19 protein-coding genes are annotated in these 20,477 nt (G+C 53.9%); 13 read left to right on the forward strand and 6 right to left on the reverse strand.

All coding sequences use genetic code 11. From position 1 onward, the window contains the following. The first annotated feature begins 268 nt into the window (after positions 1-268). The 8 genes from fusA (at position 269) to DB48_RS05275 (ending at position 9,753) form a co-directional block, all read left to right on the forward strand. Positions 269-2,317: an elongation factor G gene (gene fusA / locus DB48_RS05240; RefSeq protein WP_041509251.1), complete on the forward strand. Its 2,049-nt coding sequence runs from the start codon at positions 269-271 to the stop codon at positions 2,315-2,317. Between the two features lie 175 nt (positions 2,318-2,492). After that, positions 2,493-2,834 (forward strand): cupin domain-containing protein, encoded by a 342-nt coding sequence (locus tag DB48_RS05245; protein ID WP_041509252.1) that lies wholly within the window; start codon positions 2,493-2,495, stop codon positions 2,832-2,834. 362 nt (positions 2,835-3,196) lie between these two features. Beyond that, complete coding sequence (locus DB48_RS05250; RefSeq protein WP_082035584.1) at positions 3,197-4,057, forward strand: outer membrane lipoprotein-sorting protein; 861 nt, start codon at positions 3,197-3,199, stop codon at positions 4,055-4,057. A 39-nt stretch (positions 4,058-4,096) separates the two neighbouring features. Beyond that, on the forward strand, positions 4,097-5,329 hold the full coding sequence (locus DB48_RS05255; protein ID WP_041509253.1) for an ABC transporter permease: 1,233 nt from the start codon (positions 4,097-4,099) through the stop codon (positions 5,327-5,329). Continuing rightward, a complete protein-coding gene (locus DB48_RS05260) occupies positions 5,316-6,581 on the forward strand; it encodes an ABC transporter permease (RefSeq protein WP_152619099.1) in 1,266 nt (421 codons plus the stop codon). Before DB48_RS05255 ends, DB48_RS05260 begins: the two co-directional genes overlap by 14 nt. A 51-nt stretch (positions 6,582-6,632) precedes the next feature. Next, positions 6,633-7,316: an ABC transporter ATP-binding protein gene (locus tag DB48_RS05265; protein WP_041509254.1), complete on the forward strand. Its 684-nt coding sequence runs from the start codon at positions 6,633-6,635 to the stop codon at positions 7,314-7,316. Positions 7,317-7,362: 46 nt separating this feature from the next. Then, positions 7,363-8,658 carry a hypothetical protein gene (locus DB48_RS05270; protein WP_082035585.1) on the forward strand — a complete coding sequence of 432 codons (1,296 nt, stop codon included), beginning with the start codon at positions 7,363-7,365 and terminating at the stop codon, positions 8,656-8,658. A 114-nt stretch (positions 8,659-8,772) separates the two neighbouring features. Then, on the forward strand, positions 8,773-9,753 hold the full coding sequence (locus DB48_RS05275; protein WP_041509540.1) for a 4'-phosphopantetheinyl transferase family protein: 981 nt from the start codon (positions 8,773-8,775) through the stop codon (positions 9,751-9,753). Between the two features lie 509 nt (positions 9,754-10,262). Here DB48_RS05275 and DB48_RS05280 read toward each other — a convergent pair. Continuing rightward, complete coding sequence (locus DB48_RS05280) at positions 10,263-11,453, reverse strand: alginate export family protein (RefSeq protein ID WP_041509256.1); 1,191 nt, start codon at positions 11,451-11,453, stop codon at positions 10,263-10,265. A gap of 274 nt (positions 11,454-11,727) precedes the next feature. Beyond that, on the reverse strand, positions 11,728-13,737 hold the full coding sequence (locus DB48_RS05285; protein WP_041509257.1) for an alkyl/aryl-sulfatase: 2,010 nt from the start codon (positions 13,735-13,737) through the stop codon (positions 11,728-11,730). 116 nt (positions 13,738-13,853) lie between these two features. Here DB48_RS05285 and DB48_RS05290 point away from each other — a divergent pair, with 116 nt between their 5' ends. Then, positions 13,854-14,789: a LysR family transcriptional regulator gene (locus DB48_RS05290; protein WP_041509258.1), complete on the forward strand. Its 936-nt coding sequence runs from the start codon at positions 13,854-13,856 to the stop codon at positions 14,787-14,789. 27 nt (positions 14,790-14,816) lie between these two features. Here DB48_RS05290 and queF read toward each other — a convergent pair whose 3' ends face one another. Then, positions 14,817-15,674, reverse strand: coding sequence for an NADPH-dependent 7-cyano-7-deazaguanine reductase QueF (gene queF / locus DB48_RS05295; protein WP_200890542.1), 858 nt, complete (start codon positions 15,672-15,674; stop codon positions 14,817-14,819). Positions 15,675-15,734: 60 nt separating this feature from the next. Between queF and syd the strand changes: the two genes are divergently transcribed. Then, positions 15,735-16,397 (forward strand): SecY-interacting protein, encoded by a 663-nt coding sequence (gene syd, locus DB48_RS05300; protein ID WP_041509259.1) that lies wholly within the window; start codon positions 15,735-15,737, stop codon positions 16,395-16,397. 89 nt (positions 16,398-16,486) lie between these two features. Here the strand turns inward: syd and DB48_RS05305 are convergent, their stop codons facing one another. After that, entirely contained in the window at positions 16,487-17,260 is a 774-nt protein-coding gene (locus DB48_RS05305; protein ID WP_041509260.1) for a Zn-ribbon-containing protein, read from the reverse strand. After that, positions 17,260-17,595: a hypothetical protein gene (locus DB48_RS05310; protein ID WP_041509261.1), complete on the reverse strand. Its 336-nt coding sequence runs from the start codon at positions 17,593-17,595 to the stop codon at positions 17,260-17,262. Before DB48_RS05310 ends, DB48_RS05305 begins: the two co-directional genes overlap by 1 nt. 147 nt (positions 17,596-17,742) lie before the next feature. Between DB48_RS05310 and DB48_RS05315 the strand changes: the two genes are divergently transcribed. After that, positions 17,743-18,114 (forward strand): DUF3192 domain-containing protein, encoded by a 372-nt coding sequence (locus DB48_RS05315; RefSeq protein WP_041509262.1) that lies wholly within the window; start codon positions 17,743-17,745, stop codon positions 18,112-18,114. A 124-nt stretch (positions 18,115-18,238) separates the two neighbouring features. Here DB48_RS05315 and DB48_RS05320 read toward each other — a convergent pair whose 3' ends face one another. Beyond that, positions 18,239-18,469, reverse strand: coding sequence for a DUF2789 domain-containing protein (locus DB48_RS05320; RefSeq protein ID WP_041509263.1), 231 nt, complete (start codon positions 18,467-18,469; stop codon positions 18,239-18,241). A gap of 143 nt (positions 18,470-18,612) precedes the next feature. Here DB48_RS05320 and DB48_RS05325 point away from each other — a divergent pair, with 143 nt between their 5' ends. Together DB48_RS05325 and DB48_RS05330 are read left to right on the forward strand one after the other, a co-directional pair. Beyond that, positions 18,613-19,263 (forward strand): GNAT family N-acetyltransferase, encoded by a 651-nt coding sequence (locus tag DB48_RS05325; protein WP_082035588.1) that lies wholly within the window; start codon positions 18,613-18,615, stop codon positions 19,261-19,263. Continuing rightward, positions 19,256-19,555, forward strand: coding sequence for a DUF962 domain-containing protein (locus DB48_RS05330; protein ID WP_041509264.1), 300 nt, complete (start codon positions 19,256-19,258; stop codon positions 19,553-19,555). The genes DB48_RS05325 and DB48_RS05330 overlap by 8 nt, the downstream gene beginning before the upstream one ends. The last annotated feature ends 922 nt before the right edge of the window (positions 19,556-20,477 follow it).

Raw genomic sequence — 20,477 nt, forward strand, 5'->3', positions numbered from 1 at the left:
AATACAATCACCTGGGACTTAAAAGTCATTGATGCCTGCAATTTTAGCTTACGTATGTTCGCTGTTTGTGATGGGTGTTAGCTAAATTGACCCTGTGAGTTAAAGCGTGATCTCGATCAAAAGCATGGCAGAGTGACAGGCCTATACTGTTTGTTAATAGACCGATCACAACACTTTGTTTTTGTTTGCAGCTAACACGATTTTGAGTGGTAGGTAATGAGGTCGTGGTGCTGTTACCTCTTGATATAACAGTTCAAAGGAGGCCTATATGGCTGAGTTTACCACGGAGCAGATCCGGAATCTGGCGGTGCTCGGACACACTGGGGCGGGGAAATCCACCCTGTTAGAGGCATTGCTGTTCCAGGGCGAGGCGATCGCTCAAAAAGGCAGGGTGGACAAGGGCACAAATCATGCTGATTTCACTGCCCAGGAAAAAGACCATCGACATAGCCTAGAACCTTCCTTCCTCAATCTCGACTTCGACAATCATCATATCAATTTCATCGACACCCCGGGTCTGCCCGACTTCTTCGGTCGTGCGCTGTTGCCCTTGAGCGGTGTTGAGTCCGTGCTCCTGGTGATCAATGCCGCCACCGGCATAGAGACCATCACCCAGCGCGCCTTCGAGGCCGCCAGGGCTCAGGGAAAGGTGGTGTTGATCGCCATTAACCATATCGATGGTAACGGCGCCAAGCTGGCGGGCCTGCTCGATGAGATCCAGACCAAGTTTGGCCATCGCTGCCTGCCGGTGAATCTGCCCAATGCCGCCCTGGACGATGTGATTGACTGTTACCTACATCCCCAGCCCGAGCTACAGGGCGAGGCCCTGTTTCACGATGTGGCCTGCGCCCGCGACGAGCTGGTCGATACCGTGCTCGAGGAAGATGACGAGCTGATGGCGCTCTATCTAGAGCAGGGGGAGAACCTGACTCCCGAGCAGCTCCACGTGCCGCTTGAGACCGCACTGCGTATGGGACACCTGGTGCCTGTATGTTTCACCAGCGCCGAGCAGCAGGTGGGAATTGGCGCGCTGCTTGAGCTTATCATCAAGCTGAGTCCCAACCCGTTAGAGGCCAATCCGCCGCAGTTCATCAAGGGGCAGGGGGAGTCGGCCGTGCCAGTGGATGTGACTCAGTCCAGTGACGATCACGCCTTGGCCCATGTATTTCGGGTGGCCATCGACCCCTTCTTCGGTCGCATGGGGGTGTTTAGGGTCTACCAGGGCACCATCTCTTTGGGGATGAAGCTGTTTATCGGCGATGGTCGTAAACCCATCAAGGTGGGTAACCTGTTTAAGCTGCAGGGGGACAAGCAGATCAGCGTGACCTCGGCGGTGCCTGGCGATATCTGCGCTATCTCTAAGGTGGATGAACTGACAGTAGGCGCCGTGCTTCACGACAGTCACGACGAAGATGAGTTCCACCTGCCTGAGCTGGTACTGCCTCAGCCTATCTTCGGCCTGGCGGTGTCCGCCAAGCGCCGTGGCGACGAGCAGAAGATTGCCGAGGTGCTCAACAAGTTGGTGGTGGAAGATCCTAGCCTGCATATCGCCAAGAACGAGGCCGAGGGGCAGACGATTTTGCAAGGCCAGGGAGACTTGCACCTGCAGATCGCCCTGGAGAAGGCCCACGACCTCTTCAATGTGGATATGGAAACCGATGTGCCCGCGGTGGCCTACCGGGAAAGCATCACCCGCAGTGCCACGGCGCGCTATCGCCACAAGAAGCAGTCTGGTGGTGCCGGTCAGTTTGGTGAGGTGGAACTCACCGTCGAGCCGCTGCCGAGAGGGGCTGGGTTCGAGTTTGTCAGTAAGGTGGTGGGAGGCTCGGTGCCGAGTCAATACATTCCCGCGGTCGAGAAGGGCGTCAAGGAGGCGATGATAGGCGGTGCCCTGGCTGGCTTCCCGATGCAGGATGTGCGCGTCTCCCTGCTCGATGGTAAGCACCATAGCGTCGATTCGAAAGAGATCGCCTTCGTGATGGCGGGTAAGAAGGCCTTCTTAGATGCGGTGCACGAGGCCAACCCTGTGATCTTAGAGCCCATCGTCGAGATGCAAGTACAGGTGGCTCAGGAACATGTGGGTGACATCACAGGCGATATCAGTGCCAACCGCGGCATTATCTGTGGTACCCAGGCTCAGGGTAACGGCAAGGTGGAGGTGGAGGTCGAGGCGCCGCTGGCAACCGTCGATGACTACTCGACCCGGCTGAAATCCCTCACAGGGGGCGACGGTCAGTTTGCCATGACCTTCAGCCGCTACGATGTGGTGCCGGACCATGTGCAGCGGGAGCTGATCTCGGCGGCCAAGGCGCATTAAAGGCGTACTCGCATTAAAGGCATATTAATGACTTAGGCCTATGTGAGTAAAAAAGGAGAACCCGTTTCTCCTTTTTTATTGCGCCCACTGCGTATCGGCATTAGCTTGGTGTCATTTAGAACTTGGAGCCACCAAGAGCTTGTGTTCATCAAGAGCCATTAGGGAGAGAGCGGGGATGACGTCGATAAGCCGGGAAAATGCCGAGCATTATCTGTGGGGTGACAATTGCGATGGCTGGCATCTGGTGAAAAGCCAGGCCCTTAGCGTGATCCAGGAGCGGGTACCCGTGGGCTGTGGCGAGCAGCGCCACTACCACGGCGCGGCGGAGCAGTTTTTCTTTATCCTGTCGGGTACGGCGCTGCTGGAGGTAGAAGGCACAGAGCATAGACTCACGGCCCACCAGGGGATGCATGTTGCGCCGGGTCAGGCACATTGCTTGCGTAACGGCGGCGAGCAGGTGCTGGAGTTTCTGGTGACCTCGACGCCACCGAGCCATGGTGACAGGGTGAATGTCTAAGCGTCAGTATTTGTATGTTTCATTTTAAGACAACAGGTTATAGGCTAGAGTTTAAGTGGTTAGCCTAGGGCCTGTTGACCTTTTGAGAGCAAATTTTGTTCTAATTGAGCACGTTCAAATCGCGGCATGAGGCTTGTAGTATAGTTATTCTATATAAAAGCCGAGTAACAAAGCGTTGAACGTGCTCAAGACGAACCCAGCGGGCAGCGTCTGTATCATTTTTCTGCTGCGTTATCGCTCATTGATGTAGTGCACTACATGACAATCGCTCTGCCTTGTATAAAAGTGATACAGAATGCTGCAAAAATGAACGCGAAAGATAAACAGGCCCTAGCATTTACACATCAACAGGGGACGTTGACATGCAAGCAGTAAGACCTTGGTTAGTCGGCATCTTTGGCCTGGCGCTGGTGTGGACGACGCCGCTATCTTTATTCACAGAGGCTAGGGCGGTGGAGGCCATGGCCGTGGAAACTTTGCCCGTGGAGGCTATGGCTGTGGAAAAAGCGGCAGCCGAGGAGGCGGTCTTAGCCGAGCAGGCGCGGGAGATAGTGCGCCGCGCCGACGAGCAGATGCGTGGCCAGTCCAGCTATGTGGTGGCCACCATGAATATAGTGCGTCCCGGCTGGACCCGCTCCATGAGTATGAAGAGTTGGACCAAGGGGCAGGAGTTGTCGCTAGTGCTGGTGACGGCACCGGCGAAGGACAAGGGGAGCGTGTCGCTTAAACGCTACCGTGAGATGTGGAACTGGGTGCCCGCCATCGAGCGCATCATCAAGATAGCCCCCTCCATGTTGAGTCAGTCCTGGATGGGCTCTGACTTTACCAATGATGACCTCATCAATCAGTCCTCTATCGTGGTCGACTATCGCCATCAACTGGTGAAGCACGAGGCGATAGAAGGGGACGACTGTTTCGTCATCGACGCCATCGCCAAGCCCGATGCTCCCGTGGTCTGGAGCCGCATCCGTTTGTGGATCTCCTCCAGTCACTACCTACAACGCCGGGCGGAGTTTTTCGATGAGTTCGACGAACCGGTCAATACCCTGACCACCTCGGATATCCAGATGATGGGCGGGCGCATGCTGGCCACCAAGATGGTGATGAGCCCCGCCGATAAGCCGGGCCAGCGCACCGAACTCATTACCCATGAGGCGGCATTTGATTTCGACATAGGCGACGATTTCTTCTCGCAGCAGCAGATGAAGGCGCTGCGGGACTAATCTTGGATTTACCCTTTGGCACAAGGATTGGGATGAGGCATGTTGATTAAGCTGGCGTGGCGTAATCTCTGGCGGCAGAAGCGGCGCACCCTGCTGACCGCCTTCGCCCTGGCCTTGGCGCTGTTTCTGTCTCTGTTCATGCGTAGCATGCAAGAGGGCAGTTACGAGCACAACATCGACAACAGTGCCCGATTCTCCACCGGTCTCATTCAGCTGCAATCGCCCGAGTATGCCACCACAGAGAGCATCGAAGACTTGCTGCCCGGCGATGATGAGTTTATCGCCAAGGCAAAAGGCCTTGCTCACATCAGCTACGCCCTGCCCAGAATCGAATCTTTCCTGCTGGCCTCCAGCGAGGAGCGATCTAAGGGCGTGGTGGTGTACGGCGTGCGTCCCCAGCTTGAGAACGACTACTCTGGTATCGCGGATAAGCTGGTGGCGGGCAGTTACCTAAGTCCTGGTGCTAAGCAGGTGCTGCTGGGGCAAGGACTGGCAGAGTATCTCAAGCTGGGTGTCGGCGATGAGCTGGTGCTCTACGGGCAGGGCTATCACGGTCAGACGGCGGCCGGTGTCTACCCCATTGCCGGCATACTGCATTTTCCCCTGGCGCAGCTGGATAATCAGCTGGTCTATATGCCGCTCGGCACGGCGCAAGAGCTGTTTTCCACCGGCAATCAGGTGACCGCGTGGGTGCTGCATAGCGACAAACTGGACGAGGTAGAACGTCTGACCCACCAATTGTCTGCGCGCTATGACGGCGGGGTGAAGGTGCGCGACTGGCAGTCTCTGGCTCCAGAGATGGCGCAGCAGATCGCCCTGGATAGGGCCGGCGGCCTGTTTATGATCTGCCTGCTCTATCTCATCGTCGGCTTCGCCCTGTTCGCCACCATATTGATGATGACACTGGAGCGCAGGCGCGAATTTGGCGTCATGCTGGCGACCGGCATGGCCCGTCTGACCTTGCTGCGCCTGGTGATGATCGAATCGCTGTTAATTGCCGCCTTAGGAGTAGCCCTAGGTCTGGGGCTGAGCAGCGTGGTTATCGGTTATTTCTATTTCCATCCCATCTCTCTCACCGGAGAGACCGCCAAGATGATGCTTGAGATGGGCTGGGAGCCTGTGATGCCGATGAAGGTGTCGCTGTCGCTAGTACGCAATCAGGTGATCATCATACTGAGCCTGATGGCAATCTGCCTCTGCTATCCCCTGTGGCGAACCCAGCGGCTGGTGGTGGTCGCGGCGCTTAAAGGAGGCGATGATGACCAAGGATAAGGCTATTTGGCATCTGCCCATGTTGGCTCTGCTGGCCTGGCGCAACCTGTGGCGCAATCGGCTGCGCACCAGCATCATGGTGTGCGCCATGGTGTTTGGTCTGGTGGGCGTGGTGGTGATGATAGGCTTCATGACAGGCATGTACGCCAACATGATAGATAACGCCGTGGCCTGGCAAACCAGCCACCTGCAGGTGCATAACAAGGACTATCTGCTCGACCCGGACATCAATAGCCGGATAAGTGCGCCCGAACCTGTACTGGCCAGGCTGGCCGAGCTTCCCGAGGTGCAAGGCGTCTCGGCGCGTTTTCTGGTGCAGGGGATGCTGGCCTCACCCCGGGCGAGTCGTGGCATTCGTATCAATGGGGTCGACCCGGCTGCCGAGGCCAAGGTAACGCCCATCGCCGAGCATATCACTGAGGGGGACTGGCTCGACCTCGCTGGCCGCCATCCCATAGTGATCTCACAAAAGACGGCGAACCGACTCAAGTTAAGGCTTGGCTCCAAGGTGGTATTGACCTTCAGCAATGCCGACAAGGCGGTGAGCGGCGCGGCGTTTCGGGTGGCGGGCCTCTATCGCTCGCCCTCCAGTACCTTCGATGAGGCCAACGCCTATGTGCGCCGTCAGGATCTGATCCAGCTTGCTGGCCTAGATGGCGTGCATGAGATAGCGATTCGCCTGAGTAACAGCGACAGTTTAGACAATAGCCGCGCTAGGGCGGTTGCCAAGGCTCTTTCGAGCGACCTGGCACCGCAGGACAGGGTGCGCGACTGGCAGCAGATCCAGCCCATGCTGGCGACCATTATCGCGCAGATGGGCACCAGCAACGCGGTGATTCTGGTGATCTTCATCTCGGCATTAGGCTTGGGGATCACCAACATCATGTTGATGGCGGTATTTGAGCGCACGCGGGAGTTCGGTGTGCTGATGGCCATCGGCATGGTGAAGCGTAAGATAATGGGGCTTATCCTGCTGGAGTCTCTGCTGCTTGGGCTAACGGGGGCTTTTCTAGGCCTGCTGCTGAGTGTGATGGTAATTGCGCTGCTGGGTAAGACAGGCATTCCCCTTGGCAGCATGGCCGATGGACTCGGCGCGTTTGGCGTTTCGACCACCCTCTATCCTCAGGTCGCTATGGATCAGTATCTTCTGACCCTGGCGATGGTGGTGGGAGTGAGCCTGCTGGCCGCCCTCTATCCGGCGCGGCAGATCATCAAGCAGCGCCCGGTGGATGCCATGGCGCAGAAGCATTAGGTTGGGGAAAATTTGGGTGAGACTCATTAGAGAAAGGAGTCGGCGTATTTCATGACCATAGCGATTCAAGCACTAACGAAAATCTATAACCCCGAGAGTGACTTTCCGGTGGCCGCGGTAAAATCGCTGGATCTCACCATAGCCCAGGGGGAGTTCGTCGCCATCATGGGGCCTTCCGGGTCGGGCAAGACGACGCTGCTCAACATGATAGGCGGAATAGATAGCCCGACCAGCGGCGCCGTGTTGATTGACGGTGAGGATATCACCCGACTGAGCGAGCAGGCGCTGATCGCCTTTCGTCGCGACCATGTGGGTTTCATCTTCCAGGACTACAGCCTGCTGCCCGTACTGACGGCGCTGGAGAATGTGGAGTTTGTCATGCAGCTGCAGGGCCACAGCGAGGCCGAGTGCCGCGAGCGCGCCATGGCGCTGCTGACTCAGGTGGGGCTGAGCGACCAGAAGGACAAGATCCCCGCCAAGCTGTCGGGCGGCCAACAGCAGCGGGTGGCGGTGGCGCGTGCCCTGGCCCCGAGACCCAGATTCGTGATGGCCGATGAACCGACGGCCAACCTGGACGCCAAGAGCACCGCCGAGCTTTTAGATATCATGCAGAGCTTAAACGAGCAGGAGGGCACCACCTTTATCTTCTCGACCCATGATCCACGGGTGATCGCCAGAGCCAAGCGGGTGATAGTGTTTGAAGATGGTCGCCTGGTGGAGGATCGCCGTCAATGAATCGGGCGGCTGAGTGCTTATGCTTTTGCTAAGGCTAAGGCCATGCTTGGCTGCCGTCGTCTGCCTCTTCGCGGCTCAGTCGAGTTTCGTGGCATTAGCTTCGCCCATTCCCGGCGTTGCGCCCGAGCAGCCCTGGCAGGTCAAAGGTTATGTGAGTTATCTGGGTTCTATGGTCGCGCCAGAGCAGGGCGATAAGCTGTGGGACGGCCTGCTGCACAATCGTATCGATGCCGAGTATCGCTGGCAAAGAGTCAGGGTGAACGTGGGGCTGCGTAACCGTCTCATGGCGGGTGACACCACCAGCCTGCCGGGTTATGGCGACCTGATCTCGAGGGATCCCGGCTATTGGGAACTGTCGGCCAACTGGCTCGAGAGTGGTGACTGGATCGGCAATAGCCAACTTGATCGTGCCTATCTGAGCTGGCAGTTCGATGATAAGTGGGAACTAACCACAGGCCGCTTTAGGGTCAACTGGGCCATGAGTACCCTGTGGAATCCTAATGATATCTTCAACGCCTATTCCATCTATGATGTCGACTATCCTGAGCGCCGGGGCGTCGATGCCATTAAGCTTAGCCGTCAACTGGGTTACGCCAGTCAACTGGAGCTTGTCTATAGCCAGGGGGATGATGGGCTAACGCCCGTTAACGCTGAGCGTACTAATCGCCAGTATGCCGGGCGCTATCTCGGACATAGTGTTCTTGGCGATGATATTTTTGGCTATAACCTCGGCTGGGATTGGCAGCTGATCATCGGCGAGACTCGTGACGACAGGGTGTTCGGTGGCGGGTTTGCCGGCGATCTTTGGGGCGCCGGGCTACGGGGAGAGCTGAGCTATTTTGACCCTATCGATGACTCGGGTAGAGCGAGGCTTTCACCCGAGTTAAGTAACTCACAGAGACTAACTCAGACTCAGGCTCAGGATAAAATGCAGCCACAGGCGCTGAGGGCCAGCACTGTGGCGACGCTTGAGATGGATTACAGTTTTGCCTCTGAGGCAAACTGGCGTCTGCTGGGCGCCGCGCTCTATATCTCATCTCCGGTGGCTGTCGACAGTGCCTTACTCTATCTTAATCTGCCGCTTTCGGCGCGTACCCTGAGCTTTACGACCTGGACCTATTATCTGGATGTCGGCTTTGACATCACGCCCCTCAGCCGCCTGAGCAGCAATGCCAGCTACTATGATGATGGCTCCTTCTTTGTGGGCGTCACCTATCAGTATTCGCTGGCGGATGATTGGCAGCTTAGCCTGATCGCACAACGCTTCGATGGTTCGACTGCGAGCCTCTTCGGCCAGTCGGCGTCCACCTTAGGCTATTTGCAGCTCAAGTGGAGCTTTTAGCTGGTTTGCATCGAAGCCAGGTTTCAAAGAGAGGCCTATTTTAGCGGCTCAGGTGGTGCTCCTAAGCCGTCGATGGTAGGCTTGGCCAACTTATCAAGCAGGACATTAACCGAGTTGAACAAGGTCGCTGGGGACGCTATTCCCGTACATCTCTATCTCTGCCCATTGAATTTGCCCGGTTTCAGCGCCGAGCAGCAGGCGCGCCTGCTTGACACCCTGCCGCTGGATGAGCAGCAGAAAGTGACGCGTTATCGAATGGCGTCCGCCAGAGAGAAGGGACTCTTGGTCAGATGCTATCTGCGTCAGCTACTGTCGCAGGCCCATGAGCGCCTGAATGCTGAAGCCGATGATGTTATCGCCCCCACAGAGTGGCGTTTCGATTATCTGGATAAGGGCAAGCCTGTGCTGAACGAGGCACTTTTTCAGCGTAGTCGTCTGGTGTTTAACCTGAGTCACAGCGGCGATTATATGCTATTGGCGATCGCTCAATCGCCTAATACGCTAGCGACTAATACTTTAGCGTCTAAGCCGTTAGCATCTAAGTCCTTAGCATCTAAGTCCTTTAACTCAGGAGTTTTAGGGCCAGAGCAACAGGTCAGGGCGCTGGAACTGGGCGTCGATATCGAGCGTCTACGCACTAACACTAACATTCACGCCATCCTTAACCATTACTTTACCCAGCAGGAGCGAGACGCCCTGCTGGCCTTGCCATCTGAGCGGCAGCGTCTGCGTTTCTTCGATCTCTGGGCATTGAAAGAGTCATACATCAAGGCCAAGGGGTTGGGGCTAGCGCTCTCTCTCAAGTCTTTCTATTTCACCTTGTGTGATGCCCCGCATCTGGCGCTAAATTTTAATGGCTTAGCGGCCCGACAAGCCTGGATAGAAGAGGCGGTGAGCCTGTTTCTCGCCCGAGAAAATGCTGACCAAGCCGATGCAAGCGACAGCCAGCAATTGGCTCGGCCTGCTGCGGGCTGGCAAAGTATCCTAGGGCAATTCGATGATGAGTATCGTTTTGCGCTGAGTCTCTCCTCGACACAGCCATTGGCGTTACGTTGTGAGATGGTGAGTGCACAGGCCTTGTTGCTGGCCGACTAGCCTTTATTCTTAGCGCTAGGGTCTGTTTATCTTTCAGGTTTAATTTTTGTTCGATCTAAACGCATTTTGCTCAAGGCGTATGCTGCGCGGCATAGTTATTTTATGTAAATAGCAGGCAACAAAGGGCAAGGCGCGTTTAGATGAACCCTTCGGGCAGCTTTTGTAGGCCATTTCTACGGCGTTATCGCCCGCTCATGTAGAATAACTACAATACACGGACTCTGCCTTGTATAAATCACCTTCAAACTGCTGCAAAAACAAACGGCAAAGATCAACAGACCCTAGGATATAGTCTGGGTTTATTAGGCTTTGATAGAGTGAAGCAGCCTGAACAGATAGCGGCAGACAGAAAAAAGCAGGAAAACCAAGGTTAAAATTGGTATTCCTGCAAAGCTGTTGCAACTCAGGGAGTACTAGCGCCTATCGCCCGCCCTGGGCGATAGGAAAATGGCTTGGTACTGCTGGCTTAGTGCTTCTAACTTAGTACTTCTAACTTAAGTATTTCTGGTTTAGTACTTAGCCTGGAAGGTTAGCCATAGCTTGTCTGTGTCGTTAGAGAAGGCATAACCCTCATCGGCACCGCTGAAGCTGGCATATTTCAGACCCACGCTATAGTGGTTGGCGAAAGGATAGGTAGCCGATACGCCCCATTCCTTACCCATGTCGACATCACCATAGTCAGAGTCAAACTTGTGATACTTGGCGAGTAGTTTCAGGCCCGCAACCTTTGCGGTCACAATAAGATGAGTATCTACGATACCGTTTTCCCAGTTGCCCTTACCGCCGAAGAGGAACTTATCTGTCCAGCCGTTAAAGGCGTGCAGAGTCGCCAGCGGCGTGATAAAGCCAGCCTTACCATCGTCTGAACCCAATACCTCGTAGCCCACTTTAGCGCCGAATGCGTCGAAGTTAACCCCAGCGCCTAGCTTGTAGTATGAGGCCGAGTAACTTACAGGGTTGTCGCCCGCTTCAGACTGCTGGGCGTATTCTGCCTCATAGTTGAACTTAAGTTTATCTAGCTTGATATCGCCGGTCGCGCGCACACCATAGGTGTCGGTCGAGAAGGCGGCAACATTGACGTTATCGATCAGGTAGACATAACCGCTGAGCTTAACGAACTCTAGCCCTTTGTAGTTAACGTTAACCAGGTGAGTCTCGTTCTTGTGCTCGTCTTTGCCGGAACCTTCGGGGAAGATGCGATTAACGTTATTCACATAGGCATAGTAAGCAGTGAGTCCTTCAACGGCGGTATTTTTTACCGAGAAGGCGTCATAGGTCTGCTCATTTTGACGGAAGCCTACACCACCGACGAAGCGTTGGTTGTCGAGCAAGATACGTTGGCGACCATATTGAGCCAGGGTGTTAGCCGGGCCTCGATAACCGATGAAGGCCTGATTGATCTGGGTATATTCGTAGTCGGCAATGAGAGGCTCATCATCGGTAGAGCGCACATCATCCACTTCTGCCAAGGCAAATAGCTTATAAATATCACCGGTTTGATAGGTCAGGCGGGTACGCAGTGTGGTCTGATTTTGTTCGTCAACATTGGCGACATCCACATCTTCATAGCGCAGGCGAAATTGTACGTTTACCTTAGAATCGTCGATAAAGGCCTTCTTCAGCGGATCGACGCTCTCTGTTGCAAGGGCAGAGGCGGATAAGCTGGCAAGCACGGCAAGGCTGAGGGCATGAAGTTTCATTAATTGTGATCCTTTTGTTTGGTCATTGCTCACCAGCTGTTATAGGACTGCAAAAGGATCAATTTGTTGATCTAAAACAATGTTACACGGTGATTAAGTTTTTGTGTCAATAATTGTGATTAAGATCATGAGGTTATACTAATTTAGAGGTATCTCTAAAGTGGTATTTTTAGTAAATACTTAATAATGTTTTTTGCATTAACCGAGTTGAAGAGATAAACGCCAAACCGGCTAAGTTTGGCGTTTGATTAAATCGAGTTAGTAAGATACTAAACTATGGCTGTGTATCATGTTTATGTTCGCGTTTTCCTAGCGGGACGATTTCGAAGTTGGGATCAAACTGCACCATGGTCGAGGCGACTTTGTTAAAGGCCTGCTGATCGCCTGTCATGCTGGCTTCTCCCTGCTGTAGCAGCTTAGCTAACTGGGTTTGACCTAGCAATATCCGGGTGATGTCGGTTTTGTTGATGGTGAGCGTGGCATCGGCGACCTTGGGCTGGTTAACCTGGATGTTGCTTAGGTTGCCATTACTCAGTTCGACATAGAGGACATTCGACTCGTCTGGGGTGATCACATTCAGGCTGATCCGGCCCAGTTTCTCGGCCTTGAGGCTATCTATCTTCACCGCCAGGAAGTCGAACAGGGTCGAGAGATCCATCTCACTGAGCACATCTGCCGATGCCGTCTTTGGCGTGCCAGGTTGAATTCCCATCCTCAGTTCCTGGGCCCCGGTCAGGTAGATGTTACGCCATCCTGCGCCTTCGGCCTGGTAGCCCAGCTGTTCATAGGTATCGGCGAGCAGATCGCGAGCGGCCTGATTGTCTGGTTCTGCGGTCACTAGTTTGTTAAGCACTGTGGCGACGAAGCGATACTCACCCTGGGCATAGTCTTGGCTGGCCTTCGCCATCACCTGTTCGGCGCCCCCCATGTAGTGGACAAACTTTACGGCTTCGGGCGAAGTCGGCAGCGGATTCAAGTTGGCCGGGTTCATGTCGAAGTAGCCCAGGTACATGTTGTATACCGCCTTAGCGTTGTGGCTATAGGTACCGTGGTAGCCCTTGGTATGCCAGGCCTGCTCGATGGCGGCGGGGAGCACCTCTTGAATCGCATCGCCGATATCCTGAATGCTGACGCCTTGGTTGGCCAGTCTCAGGGTCTGGTTGTGGATGAAACCATAGTTGTCCCTTTGTAGGCGTAAGAAATCATTAATGGCGCCGTTACCCCAGATGGGCGCCGAATGGGAGGAGAAGAGCACCTGCACCTCATCCCCAAAGGCATTAATCATCTCATTGATATCTTTAGACCATTTTTGTGCATCACGCACCTTCGCGCCGCGCAGCGTATAGATGTTATGCATGCCTTGATAGGTGAGCTCAGCCGACCACAGCGCCTTCATCGACGGAATGTAGGTGATCATCTCCGATGCCGCCTCTGTGCCAGAGGCATCCATGAAGACCATCTCCAGGCCATCTATGGTCAGTGTCTGCCATTTAGCGTCAGCGTTGAGCGTATAGTCGGGTTTGACGAAGGTGATCTCCCCCTTGGAGATCCCCTTACCGAGGGCGGCATCGACGATGCCGTGCTCATGTTTCCCTAAGGTGGCACCATATTGGTAGGCGGCGCGGCGGCTCATGGCGTTGCCGGCCAGCACGTTTTCGTCGACGATCTCCTTAGTGATGTTATGAGAGCCGTAGACTTTGACGTCTGGGTACAGCGTCTGCACGCCCCTGGCGCCGCCGAAATGATCCGCATGACTGTGCGAGTAGATCATGGCCACGATGGGGAGGTCGCCATCTTTGGGCAGGTGCTTCATGGCAAACTTTATCGATGCCATTGAGGCCTCTTTGGTGAGCAAGACATCGTAGGCAATCCAGCCGGTTTTCCCTCGGATAAGGGTCAGGTTGGCGAGATCTGTCCCCCTGACTTGATAGATGCCATCACGCACTTCGTACAGTCCGTTGGCGACCATGTTGAGCCTTGCCTGACGATGCAGCGAAGGGTTGATGGTGTCTGGCGCCTCGTCGCCGAGAAAGGTAAAGTCGGCGCGCAGGATGGCGGCAGTCGTCTCATCCAACTCGGCAATCAGCTTGGCACTAGACGCCTCGAAGGCGGCCGTGTCGGCAAAGTTGAGTTGCTGTGCCAGTGCCTGATTAGCCTCTTTGGTGTGGGCAGTGGCGGCCTTACCCTGATAACCGACGCTGATGTGGTCGTGTTCATGTTGGGCGGCTTGGGCGTTGATGGATAGTGCGGCGAGCAGGCAAAGCGTTAATGGTGTCTTTTTCATGGTCTGACCCTTAGCTGGTTTTTTAATCGATGAGGTCAGTATATGGCGCTTGAGCTGTTAAATAATTAGGGGTAACCTGCTTTGTAATATTTATATTATAAATAGTATTCGAGCCTATGCCGCAACGTAAACCATTAGACTTAAACCTGTTAAGGGTGTTTGCCGTCGTCTGTCGTACCGAGTCCTTTAGCAAGGCGGCAGAGGAACTGGATCTCACTCAGTCCTCGGTCAGTAATGCCATCACCCGCCTGAAGGCCAGGGTTGGCGAAGCCCTGTTTGTGCGCGTGGGAAGAGGCGTTAAACCCACGGCCGCGGCGCTGAATCTGTATCGGCATCTCGCCGAACCCTTGGCTGAAGTTGAGCAGTTGGTTGCAGGCCTGGAGGCTTTCGACCCTAAGTTGAGCCAGAGAACCTTCACCGTTTATGCCAACGACACCATCATAGAGTTGCTTCAGGCGGCGGCTGAGGAACACCTCAGTGAGATGCGGGTGGAGATCATCTTTAAAGAGGCGCCGGTGCAGGAGCAGGATTTTTTGAAAGATCTGCAAACTGAAAAGGTGGATCTGGCTATCGATGTCTCTAAGCCACAGGAAGCCGGCTTCGACGTTGCCCAGATATTGCAAGAGCGCATCGTCTGTGTGGCGCGCCAGCAGCATCCGCGCATTCAGGGGAGTCTGAGTTTTGAGCAGTATTTTGCGGAGAAACATATCATCTTCAACCTCAGGCGTTTTAACCTCAAGGTGGTGGATATGCTGACGACCCAGGTGCTGCCGGAGCGAAAGGTGTATTGTGAGCAGTCTTCGCTATTGAGCATGATAGCCACAGCGGCGAAGAGTGATGCCCTGGCCATAGTGACCGAGTCTTACGCCAGGGAATATGCCGAACTGTTTAAGCTGCAGGTGTTCGAGCCCCCCTTTGAGACCAAGCCACTGAATATCTATATGCTGTGGTCAAAACGGCTCGCGCAGAATCCTGCCAATGTGTGGTTGCGCCAGACGCTGGTGAGCCTGCTACAGGCGCAGCATCGTCAGGGCAATAAAAAGCCCGCTTAGTGCGGGCTTATTTACGCATTCAACAGATCACTGACGCGCCAGTCGATGGTTTTCCGGTGGATTTTCGAAGTCGCTGCGATAGGGGTTAATGTCTAAGCCACCGCGGCGGGTGTAGCGGGCATAGACGGTCAGCTTGGCGCAGTGACACAGGCGCTTGAGGTCGACGAAGATACGCTCGACACACTGCTCGTGAAACTCATTGTGCTGCCTGAAAGAGATAAGATAGCGCAGCAATTTCTCGCGATCTATCTTGGGGCCCTGGTAGCGGATCATCACGCTGCCCCAGTCGGGCTGAGAGGTGATCAGGCAGTTAGACTTCAACAGGTTAGAGGTGAGTGTCTCGGCCACCACGCTCTTGTCATCCGTGCTGTCGATAAGATAATCGCTAGAAAATTCGTAGCTGTCGATCTCGATATCCAGATCGTCGATGCAGGTGCCTGGCAGTTCTACGACGCGCTGATGCACGAACTGCTTTGGCTCGATGATTTTCACTACCACTTCACCGCCGGCGCAGGCCGACAGATCCTTGGCTAAAGTCTGCTGAACCTGCTCGATGGAGTCGAAGCGGGTCTGGTTGAAGCTGTTGAGATAGAGCTTGAAAGACTTGGACTCGATCAGGTTGTCGCTGTTGAAGTCGAGGATAAACTCGGCAATGGCCACCATGGGCTTGCCTTTGGCGTTTAACCAGGAGAGTTCATAGCCGGTCCAGATGTCGGCGCCATGGAAGGGCAGGGTATCGCCTAAGGCGATGGCATCCCGGTTGAGCTGGCGCGGCACGCCTTGTAGCAGGGAGGCATCGTATTGGGCCTGATAGCCGGTCGATTTACCTAAGGTCAGTTTGGACAACGCGGGGGCGTCGCGATAAGGGTCATGAACCTGTGTCATCAATCGTTTTTCCATGTCAAAATAGGCGCACATTATACTTAAAATTCGGGTAACTGCTAAGTGTCTTCTTTGCCTGCACTGGATCAATTTTTTACGCTTTATCATCAAGCCTATAGCGACAAACTGGGGGAATCTCCCCGCTATTTCCCCTTAGGGGAAGCCTCAATCTGCGTCCTGGCGTGCGATCAGGAAAAGGTGGAAGCGTCGCCCGAGCGCTCGGTGCAGTGGCAGGCGGTAAGACGTGAACGCCAGGGGCAGTTTGACAACATAGAGCATGCGCTCTCCATCAAACTGCATCCGAGCATACAGGCCTTCTATGGGCGCTATTTTTCGGCGCCGCTGATGTTTGACTCAGACTTTGGCGAAGGGGAGCTACTACAGCCCTGGAATCAGCAAGACTTTGAATACTTACAGCAAAATCTTATCGGCCACCTGATGATGAAACAGAAGCTGAAACAGCCTGCGACCTGGTTTATCGGCGTGCTGGGGGAAGGCGACGAGATGTTGGTGGTGGATAATGAGAATGGCAGCGTCTGGATAGAGATCCCGGGTGAGCTGCCTCATCGTCAACTGGCCGATAGCCTGGAGGATTTTATTGCTTCTCTTAGCCCGCGAGTCTGTCCGCCGCAGAAACCGGTCGAAGTCGCTATGCCCGAGACAGATCATCCCGGGATCTGGCAGCGACTCAAGACCATGTGGCGCCATCTGCGCGCTAAGGGCTAAGCTCAGCGTTAAAAAATAGTCAGCTCACAAAGGCACATAGCGGTGAAGAGACGCCTTGGTTGAAGTGACCATTTGCAGAGACGTATTGATTAAAGGTGATCCCAGGAGATGTTGGAGACAATGCGGCAGTTATCGCATTTGAAGTGGAACAGATCCAGCAGTGGTGTCTCCTGTAGCCAATGGGGGTTACCGCAACGTGGACAGGGTCTTTGCTGCTCGGCGGCCAGACTCTCGCCCCCTACACGATAGAGATAGTAGTAGGTAGGGATCTTGGTGAGGTATTCGATGCGTCCACGCAGATCCCAGCCGCGACGAAACAGGTCGCTGTCGCACTGACTCAGTTCGTCTAAGGCGGCAAACTCTGCCTTAGTGGCCGCCGCCATCTGCAATTCATCACAGGCCTGCCATTCGGTTTGCCACTTGATCACCCGCTTGTGATCGCCGTTAAAGGTCGCCGGGATCCGATACAAGGGAATGGGCTGCAGGGTATCACCATTTCTCAGGGGAGAGCACATATGCACATAGCTGGTGTAGAGTAGTTGCCAGCTGGGTGTCTCTGTGCTGCTGACTTCAGAGTTGATATCCTGACCGATATATTTTTCTCTTGGATGCAACAGTTTGGCCTCGGTGAGTTCTTCGAGGGCATAGTTGACCCAGGGGCTGTTGAAACGTTTGGCCAGGCTGCTCTTTTCCGGTAACAGCAGACGTACCCTGAATTCACCTTCGTTGAAGGCCACGGCAAATTCGCGTCCCAATACCTGACCATTGGCGCGGTAGGCTTCGAGCAGACCATTAATGGCACGCTCAGCGGCCGTGATGGTGGTGTTGTCAAAACACTCGAATCTGAGTTCCACCACGTGCATCAGCAATCACCCTTGTCGTTTAATTTGGCTTCGAGCTCGGTGATACGTTTAATCAAGATCTCTTGATTGGCAGTGAGCTTAGCGACCTGCTCAGCCAGCTGGGCAAGACTCGGCGCCGCCTCTGCACTCTGAATACTTGCTGCAGGTGCCGCTGCGCTGACCACTATCGCCGCCTGTTCGTCGGCCGACATTGATTTAAAGCGTTGTAACCCTTGTACCAGTATGGGCATGGGAAGCGAGTTGCCGAGACTCGCCTTGATTAAGGCCAGGCTGGGGGGCTTACCCGCCAGACTCAATTTTCGTGCGGCGACCAGCACCTGTTCGAGAGGACTCATGATTGGTGAAATTCCTTACTTTTTAGCCTGGCTGACATAAATTAAAAATCAGATTTATCTTAACGTTTTGATAAATAAGGATATATCTGTTTGGCATAAGCTTTGCTTTACCTGAATCCAGTTATAATAGATAAACAGGACGTGAAAGTGAAAACAAAATTAACAACAGCATTGGTCTTAGGCGCCGCCAGTTTAGCGCTATCTGGGTGTGTATTGAATGTGGGCGAAGGCGACAAGGGATGGAGCACAGGCAATTCTTGGGAGCGCGTGCAGGAGCAGAACCGCGTTAATCTGTCTAAGTTATCTTTGGGGATGACCCGCGATCAGGTGCTGACATTGATGGGCACAGCTGATTTTAACGAGGCCTATACCAAGCAAGATAAGACGATCAACGTACTCTACTATCGTACCCAGCGTACGCGCGAAGATGGCACGACCACCAAGGATGAGTGTACACCTATCGTGATCACGGATAACCGCGTCGTGGGCTGGGGCGAGAAGGCCTACCACAACATGTAATGGAATAAGTTAACCTTTAAAGGCAAGCCAAGTTGGCTTGCCTTTTTTGTTTAGGTCTTTTGCTGTTAAGCCTTTTGGCGGCCTTAGTTCGTTGCGCTATAAGGTGATACTTTAGGCCTATAGCCTAGGCTCTAAGCTGGGCATCGAGATGATCGATCACCTCTGTCCACATGGCATCTTCTGCTAAGGCCTCGGCTAAAAAGTGCCTCTGGGCCTGAGACCAGAAGGGCGCCTCGGCAATATGGATCTCCGCGGCGATGGAATGTTGCTTGATAAAAGCCTCTACGGCATCGGGGTCGCTCGGCAGGCCGAGTTGATCAAATAAGCTGGCTAGATCGGGTTGTGTTATATCCATCTTATCCCTCGCTTGTTAGTAGTAATGAGGTGCTCCTATTTAGTATGCAATAAATTGATAAAGTTTCGAATCGATTAAAGTTTGCACTTTTTTACGAGCTTGTTACATTGGACAATGTTGATCTAGATCAAGGAATAACAGCAATGATGACAACAGCTACCCCACCTGTTAATGAAACCTATAAAGCTGTCTATTTAACCGCCGAAGACCTACGTGTCGCCGCCTCGATTCTCTATAACGCCTACCATGATGATCCCTTCTTTATTGCCGCCCTGCATAAGGGAGACAAGGCGCAATATGAACAGAAGCTGCGTGGGGCTATTCGCGAGGAACTGCATACTCTCTGGCAAGAGGAGCAGGCTTTGATCGGCCTGTTTGAGGAGGAACGCCTGATTGGCTTGGCCTGTATCGTGACCCAACAGGTGCCTTTAGGGGAGGCCAGATATTGGCATTGGCGCCTCAAGATGTTGTTAAGCGCCGGTTGGCAGTCGACCCAGGCGCTGATGAAGAAAGAGTCTTCGATCCTCGAACATCTGCCCAGCACTCAATGCGGCATATTGCAGTTCATTGCCGTCACCCCGATCGAGCAGCATAAGGGGTTAGGTAAGCGTTTGATTCAGGCGGTAATGAGCTGGTGTGACGAGCAACCCGAGCTAGAAGGCGTAGGGGTATACGTGACACAGGACGAGCATGCTCATCTATTTTCTTCCATGGATTTTGCGCCCATCGAGCGCCTGGTCATCGGTGGCGTGCCGGGGGAGCTGCTTTTCTATCGGAGCACCGAAATTGAGTAAACGCTATAGCAGCTTTCGGGGTTTCTATCCGTTTTATCTTTCGCAGCATAGAGATCCCTGGTGCCGCACCTTGCATTATGTCGGTAGCCTGTCGGTGCTCGCACTCTTAGTCATGGCTATTGTGCTGGGCAAATATTGGATGCTGTGGCTGCTGCCCGTCTTGGGCTATGGTGCGGCCTGGACAGGGCATTTCGTGTTTGAGCGAAATAGGCCCGCGACCTTTGAGTACCCCTTCTACAGTTTCATTGCCGATTGGGTGATGTTGGCCCAGTGGCTTACCGGGCGTCGATGACTGCTTGGTCAATAACGCCTGTCTTAAGGTGGTCTAAGTGATGTCAGTTATCTCGCGGCGGATTAAGCGCGTGGCTCCTAGTTAATAAACTGGTGGGTGGGTAAGCGCTTGGCCTAGAGGCGCTAAATTGATTCAGAGAAGCTCTTTGAAATTCGCACTATGGCACAGGCGACTCACAATTTGCCAAGCTGTTTGTGAGAGATCGCTTACAAGTATGTGAGTCTTCCTCCTTATATCTCCCCTGTTTTCTCCTGTGGACACTTAAATGGTTTTTATATTCAACGTGTTACGCTTAACTTTCGCTTTGCTTGAAATTTAATCGGTTTAAGGTTGTTTTCAGAGGCGTACATTCTGGCGCTGCGCCCAGTATACTGAAATTAAGTTAAGGAGTTTACTTAAGCAATGTGAAGGCAAAGGATAGCCAAAGCTAAGGAATAGCAGGCCAAGGAAGAGCAAGATTGTCGAGGACGCGAGAATCTTATCAGGGACGAGAGCTGGATGCTTTAGGACGATAGGCGATACGGATCATCGCGAAATGGATTTTCACTCAAGGGATACGAGTGTAACCAAAGGACTGCTACCAGGGAACAGGTAAGCGTATGCATAAAAGGATAGTGGCAGGAAGCGTCGGAGCCCATAGGATGTGGGAGCGTGGTTGAATGAGTCGACCACCCAGGGAAGAAAAAGATAGGATGTCTCAGGAATTGGAGACGGCAGGAAGCCGATGTGATCAGGATGATGCAGGGAGCAAGGTGATAGCAGGATGGCTAACACAAGAGTATAGAAAGGCGCACTTATGGTGCGCCTTTTCTTTTTTGGGCTAATCGTTTTGGGCTGTCTCAGCCCTTGGCCTGGGCGCACGAAACGAAAGGTTTTGCAGGTGTTAGCCTTAACTCGCAGAAAGTGCCCGCCGCCGTGTGAG

It is taken from the genome of Shewanella sp. cp20, assembly GCF_000832025.1.
Classification (GTDB): Bacteria; Pseudomonadota; Gammaproteobacteria; order Enterobacterales; family Shewanellaceae; genus Shewanella.

Excerpts from the sequence above, each read along its gene's own strand:
- DB48_RS05320 (WP_041509263.1), bottom strand. The coding sequence starts at position 18,469 with ATGGATATAACACAACCCGATCTAGCCAGCTTATTTGATCAACTCGGC.
- DB48_RS05255 (WP_041509253.1), top strand. The coding sequence starts at position 4,097 with ATGTTGATTAAGCTGGCGTGGCGTAATCTCTGGCGGCAGAAGCGGCGC.
- DB48_RS05290 (WP_041509258.1), top strand. The coding sequence starts at position 13,854 with ATGCCGCAACGTAAACCATTAGACTTAAACCTGTTAAGGGTGTTTGCC.
- DB48_RS05245 (WP_041509252.1), top strand. The coding sequence starts at position 2,493 with ATGACGTCGATAAGCCGGGAAAATGCCGAGCATTATCTGTGGGGTGAC.
- DB48_RS05260 (WP_152619099.1), top strand. The coding sequence starts at position 5,316 with ATGACCAAGGATAAGGCTATTTGGCATCTGCCCATGTTGGCTCTGCTG.
- DB48_RS05250 (WP_082035584.1), top strand. The coding sequence starts at position 3,197 with ATGCAAGCAGTAAGACCTTGGTTAGTCGGCATCTTTGGCCTGGCGCTG.
- DB48_RS05305 (WP_041509260.1), bottom strand. The coding sequence starts at position 17,260 with ATGCACGTGGTGGAACTCAGATTCGAGTGTTTTGACAACACCACCATC.
- DB48_RS05285 (WP_041509257.1), bottom strand. The coding sequence starts at position 13,737 with ATGAAAAAGACACCATTAACGCTTTGCCTGCTCGCCGCACTATCCATC.
- DB48_RS05310 (WP_041509261.1), bottom strand. The coding sequence starts at position 17,595 with ATGAGTCCTCTCGAACAGGTGCTGGTCGCCGCACGAAAATTGAGTCTG.
- fusA (WP_041509251.1), top strand. The coding sequence starts at position 269 with ATGGCTGAGTTTACCACGGAGCAGATCCGGAATCTGGCGGTGCTCGGA.
- queF (WP_200890542.1), bottom strand. The coding sequence starts at position 15,674 with ATGACACAGGTTCATGACCCTTATCGCGACGCCCCCGCGTTGTCCAAA.
- DB48_RS05325 (WP_082035588.1), top strand. The coding sequence starts at position 18,613 with ATGATGACAACAGCTACCCCACCTGTTAATGAAACCTATAAAGCTGTC.
- DB48_RS05265 (WP_041509254.1), top strand. The coding sequence starts at position 6,633 with ATGACCATAGCGATTCAAGCACTAACGAAAATCTATAACCCCGAGAGT.
- DB48_RS05280 (WP_041509256.1), bottom strand. The coding sequence starts at position 11,453 with ATGAAACTTCATGCCCTCAGCCTTGCCGTGCTTGCCAGCTTATCCGCC.